Raw genomic sequence first — 6,781 nt, forward strand, 5'->3', positions numbered from 1 at the left:
TCGAACCGCTGGGCGAAGGATTTCGCGGCGGCTGGATCATGAACCCCGCCAACATCGTGCATATGGTCCGCGAACCCAACGCCTGGTGATCCGCGGCTACAACCAGCGCCGCCCCCGTCGGCACGCCGACATCCGCGCGATGGCCGCTTCCCTGCCGGGTTTCAGACGGCCGGTACGCCCCTCCATCTTCAGCGAACGCGCCGCGTCGCTGCTCGCCATCACCAGCACGCCCCAGGCCGGAATGCCGGCTTCAACGTGCAACTCCGCTTCACGAGCAAGGGTGGCGCCCGGCGCTATGAAGGGATTGTTCACGTCGGCGCCGAGGGTCAAAGACACGCCCGCTTCGTGCAGCATCCCGACAAAGCGCTGCGGCTTGGGCCAGACCGCTTTCGCCCACCTATAGTCTTCCGGCTCCCAACCCAGATCGAAGCGGAAGGCCGTGCGCCAGTTCTCCACTCGCCTTCGCGTCGGTCAGGCGTCAGCAGGCCCGCCTTCTCATAGACCCGCAACGCCTTGATCGACGTGTTGGCCTGACGCGCCAGTTCGCCTGGCCCGAGCCAGCGCGGCCTCGTCAGAGATAAAAAGCTGTTCGACATGAGGGGATTTTGGGACCGGACCCAGAGGCCAGTGCAAGAGCTCAGTCCATTTCTTCGTCGCGATGGGCGCAGCCTGCAACCTTGCGTTTCAGAGCGTCACGTCCACCGCCCAAAACGATCAAAGCTGAAGCAGACGGTACTTCTAGGAGGTCACCGTGGCGCCAGTACCGACTTTGGCGCCTCGCCGGAAATGCGACATTGCAGCCTTCGTGCGGGCGTGGGCCTTTTGGGAAAATTCGCGTGGCGATCACAAACGTCGGGATAGAAAATCCCAGCGAGCGCCCCTTACCCACAGCATCGCGCGCGCCCCGCCGTTACCAGTTTATGCGTAGACCCAAAACGGCTTCGGTAGCCGTCTGGCGACCCCGGTCGCCGTCTACCGTCCAGCGATGGCTGGCCTGACCATAAAGGCTCACGTTCGTGCTCACACGGGCGGTGAGACCGCCGCCGACTTCTAGTGCCGTGTCGCCAAACCGAGTCTCAATGGCGGGAGAAGATTGCCCAAGCAGCACGCTGTCCTTGCCGGAAAAGGCGTGCCAGAGATTAATCCGTCCATAAGGTTGCCAAAGGATCCCGCGGGCGTCGCGCCGGGTGTGTTGCAGACGCGCCCCGAACCGCCCGGTCCAGGCCACGCCCTCATCCCAGTCTACGCTCGAGTACTGATCCTGCGTCCCGTCCACTCGCACGTCCTGGTAGACGATCTGCGCTTGCGGTTCGATCAGCAAGCCTTCTTGGAGGTTGATGGGGTAGCCGGTCTCGAGCGACACCGTGTATCCGGTCGTCTCGGTCGAGGCCCCGGAGCCATAAAGGGACGTCGCCTCCATGTCGTACCAGCTCTGCTGCAGGACCGTATCGACATACCAGCCCGTCGGGCCGAAATGCGTCCAGTAGGCCCCGACAGACGAGCCGTCCGTTTGCAGGCGGCCCGCCTCCAGATCCCGCATCCCGCGTGCAAGACCGCGCATCGACGCGTCATGGTCGGTATAGGCCACATACAGGCCGACGTGATCGCGGCGGCCGCTGTCCGTCGTCCGCCGGAAGAGGTCGAGCCCGGTCTGGAATCCGACCAGATCGCCCTCGGCCCGCGCCTCGGCCGGTCCGCCCCATCGATTGTCCAACCGTCCCCCGAACAGTCGCCCCCAGGCGCCGTTCACATAGGTTCGCCGCTCCGCCGAGCTTCGCAGGTTTTCCTGATCGCCGACGCGCTCGTGCAGCGTCCCCAGGGTTGAAAGGGCCATCTGTCGCGCGATCGCAGGAATGGGCGCGTAGAGCGGCGTCTCGGGACGATAGATCGGAATGTCGGGCCCGTTCGGATCCTCGCTCTTGATATGAGACCTGAGGAACCAGTCGTTCGGATCGGATTCGCCGCCCCGGAAGAGCTGGTACTCATAGGCGCCCGCCACGACGCGCTGACCCAGCGTGAAGGCATCGACCGTCGTCGCGCCGCCGCCGGTCACCTGGACCAGCCGAATGCCGTCGTCCACGGTTAGCGCGCCGGGGCCGCCGGTATTGTTGACCAGGATGGTGGTCGTGCCGCTGGCCTGACCGCCATTGATCACCAGCAGATTGGTGGGCGAGGCGTCGCCGCCGAGATAGGTGTTAAAGCCGATGCGGCTCCCTGCGCCGCCCGCATAGCCGCCGACCGTCACCGTGCTGTAGCCGTCCTGTCTCGCCAGGAACTGGATCACGCCAGCGTTGGTCACTGGGCCGTTCGCGCTGGAATCGCCGGTCAGGTTCCAGGCGCTGTCGGCGTCGATCGTGATGTCGGCCGCATTTCGCCCCAGGCCGGTCCAGAGACTGCCCTGCGTCAGGGACACGTCGGCGGTGTTGCCGGGGTCGGCGAGCAGGTCGCCCGTCCCATTGCGAAGCGATCAGGCTGGCGCCGGTCGCGCTTCCGGAGCCGATCAGACGGTGATTGCCCGTCCAGCGGCTGTTGCTCAGATTATAGGCGAGGGTCGATGCGTCGATGACGATGTCGCCCGTCAGGGACGGCATGTCGGCGATGTTCAGCGTCAGGTCGCTGGCCACGCCTGCGGCGTCCTCGCTCACCTGCGCCAGCAGGGGGCGGCCGTTGACGACGGCGGGGTCGAGCACGGCGCCGCCCCCGATCGAGACCACGCCCGTCCCGCCTTCGGAAAGGACGATCGCGCCGTCGGCGGCGCTCAGACTCCCGCCGGTGATCGACACGGCGTTCGCCTCGCTGCCCGCAAGGTAGATCGCCGACGATCCGGCGCCGTTCACCGCGACGGCCGCACCGGAAATCGTGAGATCGCCGCCGTTGACGGCGGCGACGCCGTGCGCGGCGGCGCCGGTGGTTTCGATCGAACCGCCCGCGATCTGCACCGTCCCTGCATCGCCGACCCGAACGCCGAACGCAGCGTCGCCCGAGGTGGCGACAGCCGTATTGGTCAGGGTGACGCCGTCGGCGTCCCGCGCGGATACGCCGAAGGCGTTCGCCCCTTGGGTCGCGACCGCAGCGTCCGTCGCGGCGATCGCGCCGCCCGTCATCGCATGCAGGCCCACGGCGTTGATGTTTGTCGTTCTGACCGAGGTTCCGGACAAGGAGATGCTGCTGTCAGCGTCGGTCGCCCGGACGGCGTCGGCGCCTTCAATCGCGGCTGTGTCGGCGCCGTTGGTCGTGATAGAGCCGCCGACGATCGAGGCCGAGGCGCCCTGGCTGGCCTTGACGCCGATGGCGCCGTCGCCGTGCGTGGTGATGCGGGCGTTCTGCGTCTGCAGTCGGCTGCCGGCCCCGACCAGATCCGCGCCATGAGCTTCCAAGCCTATGTCGACGCTTGGAAACTGAAGTGCCGGAAGATTGCTTCCGCCACTTCCATAACCGGTGGTGATCTCCGTGGTGCTTGCCGTGATGGCCCCCGGCAGTGACGAGTAGGCCCGCGCTGGACGGGCCGGAAGTGCGGACTATGGCGTCGGTCAAGGCGACCGCGCTGCCCGCCCCGCTCGCCGCCGCACCGACTGAATTTGGCTGATAGGTGAAGACGCCGTAGCCCGCGAAATCGATCCGGCCGTCGGCGTCAGCCCATAGGCCCGGGCTGTTTGCGCCATAGGTGGCGGACGTCGCGCCGTTGACCACCAGAATCCGACTGCCGACGCCACGGGGCAGCATGCCGGGAGAGTCGGCCGTGATCGTGCCGCCAATAGTCGCCGGACGCGATCGCGCCGCCGCTGATGGTGATCAATCCGCCATCGGCCGCAAGCAGCCCGGCGCCGCCGTTTCCATAGACGTTTACATAGGCGTTGTTCAGGGTCAGGCTACTGTCAGGGCCCGAGGCGACCGCACCGGCGGCGCCATCTCCATAGCTGTACGTACTGAGGTCGTTGAGGATGATCGATCCGCCCACGTCCGCGAAAACGGCGGAGCCCCCGCGCCGTAAGTCGTGACATTGGTGCGGATCAGGGCGATCGTCCCGCCTCCAGACGCATAGGCGCCGTGCGCGTTGTCGAGCTCAGTGCTCACTCCGCTGTCGGTCAGCGTGACGCGGCTGCCTGTCCCGATCGCCTCGACGCCATGAGCGCCGACGCCGTTCGTATAGACCGAGGCATAGCTGCCGGTGATCTGTCCCCCGTTATCGGCGTAGAGGCCGCGGCCGCCGTCGCCATAGGTGCTGATCAGGGCCCCGTCCGACGGCGTGCCGACCAGGGAGATCGTACCGTCATCAGTCGCGCGCGCGCCGTGGCCGCTGCCGAGCGCAGAAAGATCGACAGAGACGCCGCTGTAGGCTCCCGAGCCGGAGACCTCGACCACCGGGGCGGCGTCTGCGCTTTCGCGTAAGGTGAACGCAGGATCAGCGCAGTCGCCGGAGGAAATGCTGAGCGCCGCCGGCGCAGCAGCGCATTGCGCAAACGCTTGCGTGGAGGGCAGCAACACCGTCGCCGCTGCGGCCCCGAGGGCGCGGTGGCGACAGGCTGAGCTCAGAAGCGCCTTCTTCCGCGATTCGCCAAAACCACGGCCGGAAATCGAAATCGGCGTCTCCCCCTGGACTGCACGCAAGCGCGAACTCCTTTCCCCACGGACATTTAAATCAGAAGCGGGCACGTTTGACGGAAAGGGTTAAAATACAACAAGATTATAGGATTAAACGACAGCATGAAGCGGAACCCTGAGCCCTTCAGGATTCCGCCGTCGATCCGAGGTTGCGACCTGCCGTTCCCGGCAGGCCGACCATGGTCTCACTTGGTCGTGTAGCCGCCGTTGACGAGAATAGTTTGGCCGGTCATCCACCATCCGTCGCTGACCAGGAAGCGAATATAGGGGACGATGTCCTCGATGTCGGCCAGCCCGGTCTTCGAGAAACCCGACAGCGCCGCCGCCGTCTTGTGATAGGCGACAGCGTCCTCTCCCTCGGCCGGGTAGAAGAAGGGCGTGTCCATAGGACCGGGCCAATGGCCGTCACCGAGATCCCGCGTCCCCCGAACTCTTGGACGCTGCACGGGTGAAATGCTCGACCGGGGCCTTGGTCGCGGCATAGGCCGCATAGAAGGGCGTATAGGCGCCGAGCAGCGAGGTGACGAGCGTACAGCCACCGCTATTCCCACTCAGGTCCAAGGGGCCTTTGCCGACCATTCGGCCCGGATGTGATCGATGAACATCCGCACCTAGGGCGAGAGATGCCGACGAGTGGGATAGACGGCGCTGACCGGCGCTTCCTCACGACGATAATCTATCAGGATCGGCTTCAGACGTCCCTCGCGGATGTCTTCACTGACCAGAAAGACGCCCAATTGTACGAGTCCCAGCCCGGCCAGGGCGGCGTCGCGCACGGCTTCGCTGTTGTTGAGCCGCAGGGATCCGTTGACGCAGACCTCTCGATCCTCGCCATTCACCTTGAAGCGCCAGGGCGTGACGCCGCCGCAGACCGTGAAGACCACCTTATCGTGATGCTGAAGATCGTCGATGGCGGCGGGCTGCCCCCTGGCCTCCAGATAGGCCGGCGCCGCGCAGGTGATGAAGTGGTGTGGGGCGAGCACGCGCCGGATCAAGCCGCTGTCCGTCGGCCCGCCGACACGAATGGCCAGGTCGACGCCGTCCGCCGCCAGATCCCGGTAATCATCCGACAGGGTCACATCGGCCTCGAGTTCGGGCCATTTCGCCAGAAATCGATAGAGGGACGGCAGGATGTGACTGCGCCCCAGAGCGATCGGCGCATCAAGTCGCAGCCTGCCCTTGGGGGCTTGATGTCGGTGAGCCAGCGCCGCCTCGGCGTCCTCGACCTCGCAGAGAATCCTGACAGCGTGATCATAAAAGAGCCGCCCCTCTTCCGTCAGGGCGACGCTTCGCGTGGTGCGGTGTATCAGGCGAGTGGCCAGACGCTCCTCCAGCCGAGCGACGCATTTGCCGACGGCGGACCGTGACAGGCCCATACGCTCGGCCGCCTGAGTGAAGCTCCTTGCATCGGCGACCCGCACAAAGGCCGTCACATCGCTCAGTTGATCCAGCATCGTGCGCCTCATTGGGTCCATTTCGTCCCAAGACCCTCTACGAGAAGGCGGTTTATCGCGCCAGAGCGCCCAGCCATGTCTCCGTAACCGCAGAACGGAGACGCGACGATGCCGCATGGAACAACAGAGATGATGCGCATTGAAACTGATGCGCCCAGATGGGCGCCCGTGATCGCCATTGGCCTGGCGACCGCCGTCATCTTCGGCGGCGTCGCGGCCGCCTCCGTCCTCGGCGTACCCATAGGCGTCCTGATCGCGGACATCGCCGACTGGCGCACAGCCTTCAGCGCCATGGCCGCTTTCAGCGGCCTGGTGCTTTGGCTGAACCTTCAGAGTCTTCCGTCTCTCCCAGTCAAACAGACGGTCCGGCCCGAGCAGTTCCTGAACCTTCTGGCGCGCCGTCCGGTCTGGCTGGGGCTGAGCATCACTCTTCTGCTCGTGGCCGGTCACTTCATGGCCTACACCTTTGTGAGACCTCTGCTGCAAGACCTATCCGGCGCCTCCGCACGATGGATCGGTCCACTCCTGTTCGCCTATGGGGCGGCCGGCGTGGCAGGCAATTTCATTGCGGGCGCCATGGCCGCTCGACGGGAGGGCGCCGCATGCGCTTCATTTGAGACGGAGCATTGGAGCCGGCCCGCGGTGTCCCAGACAGCAGAAAGCCCCGCGGCGTATGCCATCGGGGCTTTGTAAGCTTGGGTGCGGGAGTAGGATTTGAACCTACG

General features: G+C 65.6%; 7 protein-coding genes and 1 pseudogene. 1 reads left to right on the forward strand and 7 read right to left on the reverse strand.

Going from position 1 to position 6,781, the window contains the following annotated elements; all coding sequences use genetic code 11:
• Nucleotides 1–96: 96 nt before the first annotated feature.
• The 7 genes and pseudogenes from AC3A3G_RS16225 to AC3A3G_RS16255 form a co-directional block, all read right to left on the reverse strand.
• Nucleotides 97–456, reverse strand: a complete 360-nt coding sequence (locus AC3A3G_RS16225) for an amidohydrolase family protein (protein ID WP_487488726.1) — start codon at nt 454–456, stop codon at nt 97–99.
• A 41-nt stretch (nt 457–497) separates the two neighbouring features.
• Nucleotides 498–596: pseudogene (locus tag AC3A3G_RS16230) on the reverse strand (hypothetical protein); the annotation flags it as partial.
• A gap of 314 nt (nt 597–910) precedes the next feature.
• Entirely contained in the window at nt 911–2,284 is a 1,374-nt protein-coding gene (locus AC3A3G_RS16235; protein WP_487488720.1) for an autotransporter family protein, read from the reverse strand.
• Complete coding sequence (locus tag AC3A3G_RS16240) at nt 2,196–3,377, reverse strand: hypothetical protein (protein WP_487488721.1); 1,182 nt, start codon at nt 3,375–3,377, stop codon at nt 2,196–2,198. Before AC3A3G_RS16240 ends, AC3A3G_RS16235 begins: the two co-directional genes overlap by 89 nt.
• Nucleotides 3,378–3,864: 487 nt before the next feature.
• Nucleotides 3,865–4,485, reverse strand: coding sequence for a hypothetical protein (locus AC3A3G_RS16245; protein ID WP_487488722.1), 621 nt, complete (start codon nt 4,483–4,485; stop codon nt 3,865–3,867).
• A 302-nt stretch (nt 4,486–4,787) separates the two neighbouring features.
• Nucleotides 4,788–4,988 (reverse strand): hypothetical protein, encoded by a 201-nt coding sequence (locus AC3A3G_RS16250; protein WP_487488723.1) that lies wholly within the window; start codon nt 4,986–4,988, stop codon nt 4,788–4,790.
• Between the two features lie 225 nt (nt 4,989–5,213).
• The gene (locus tag AC3A3G_RS16255) at nt 5,214–6,056 is read right to left on the reverse strand and encodes a LysR family transcriptional regulator (protein ID WP_487488724.1); all 843 of its coding nucleotides are present in this window, start codon (nt 6,054–6,056) and stop codon (nt 5,214–5,216) included.
• A 129-nt stretch (nt 6,057–6,185) separates the two neighbouring features.
• Here AC3A3G_RS16255 and AC3A3G_RS16260 point away from each other — a divergent pair, with 129 nt between their 5' ends.
• Nucleotides 6,186–6,749 carry an MFS transporter gene (locus AC3A3G_RS16260; RefSeq protein ID WP_487488725.1) on the forward strand — a complete coding sequence of 188 codons (564 nt, stop codon included), beginning with the start codon at nt 6,186–6,188 and terminating at the stop codon, nt 6,747–6,749.
• Nucleotides 6,750–6,781: the final 32 nt, after the last annotated feature.

The organism is Brevundimonas sp. Soil_N_31 (assembly GCF_057655995.1).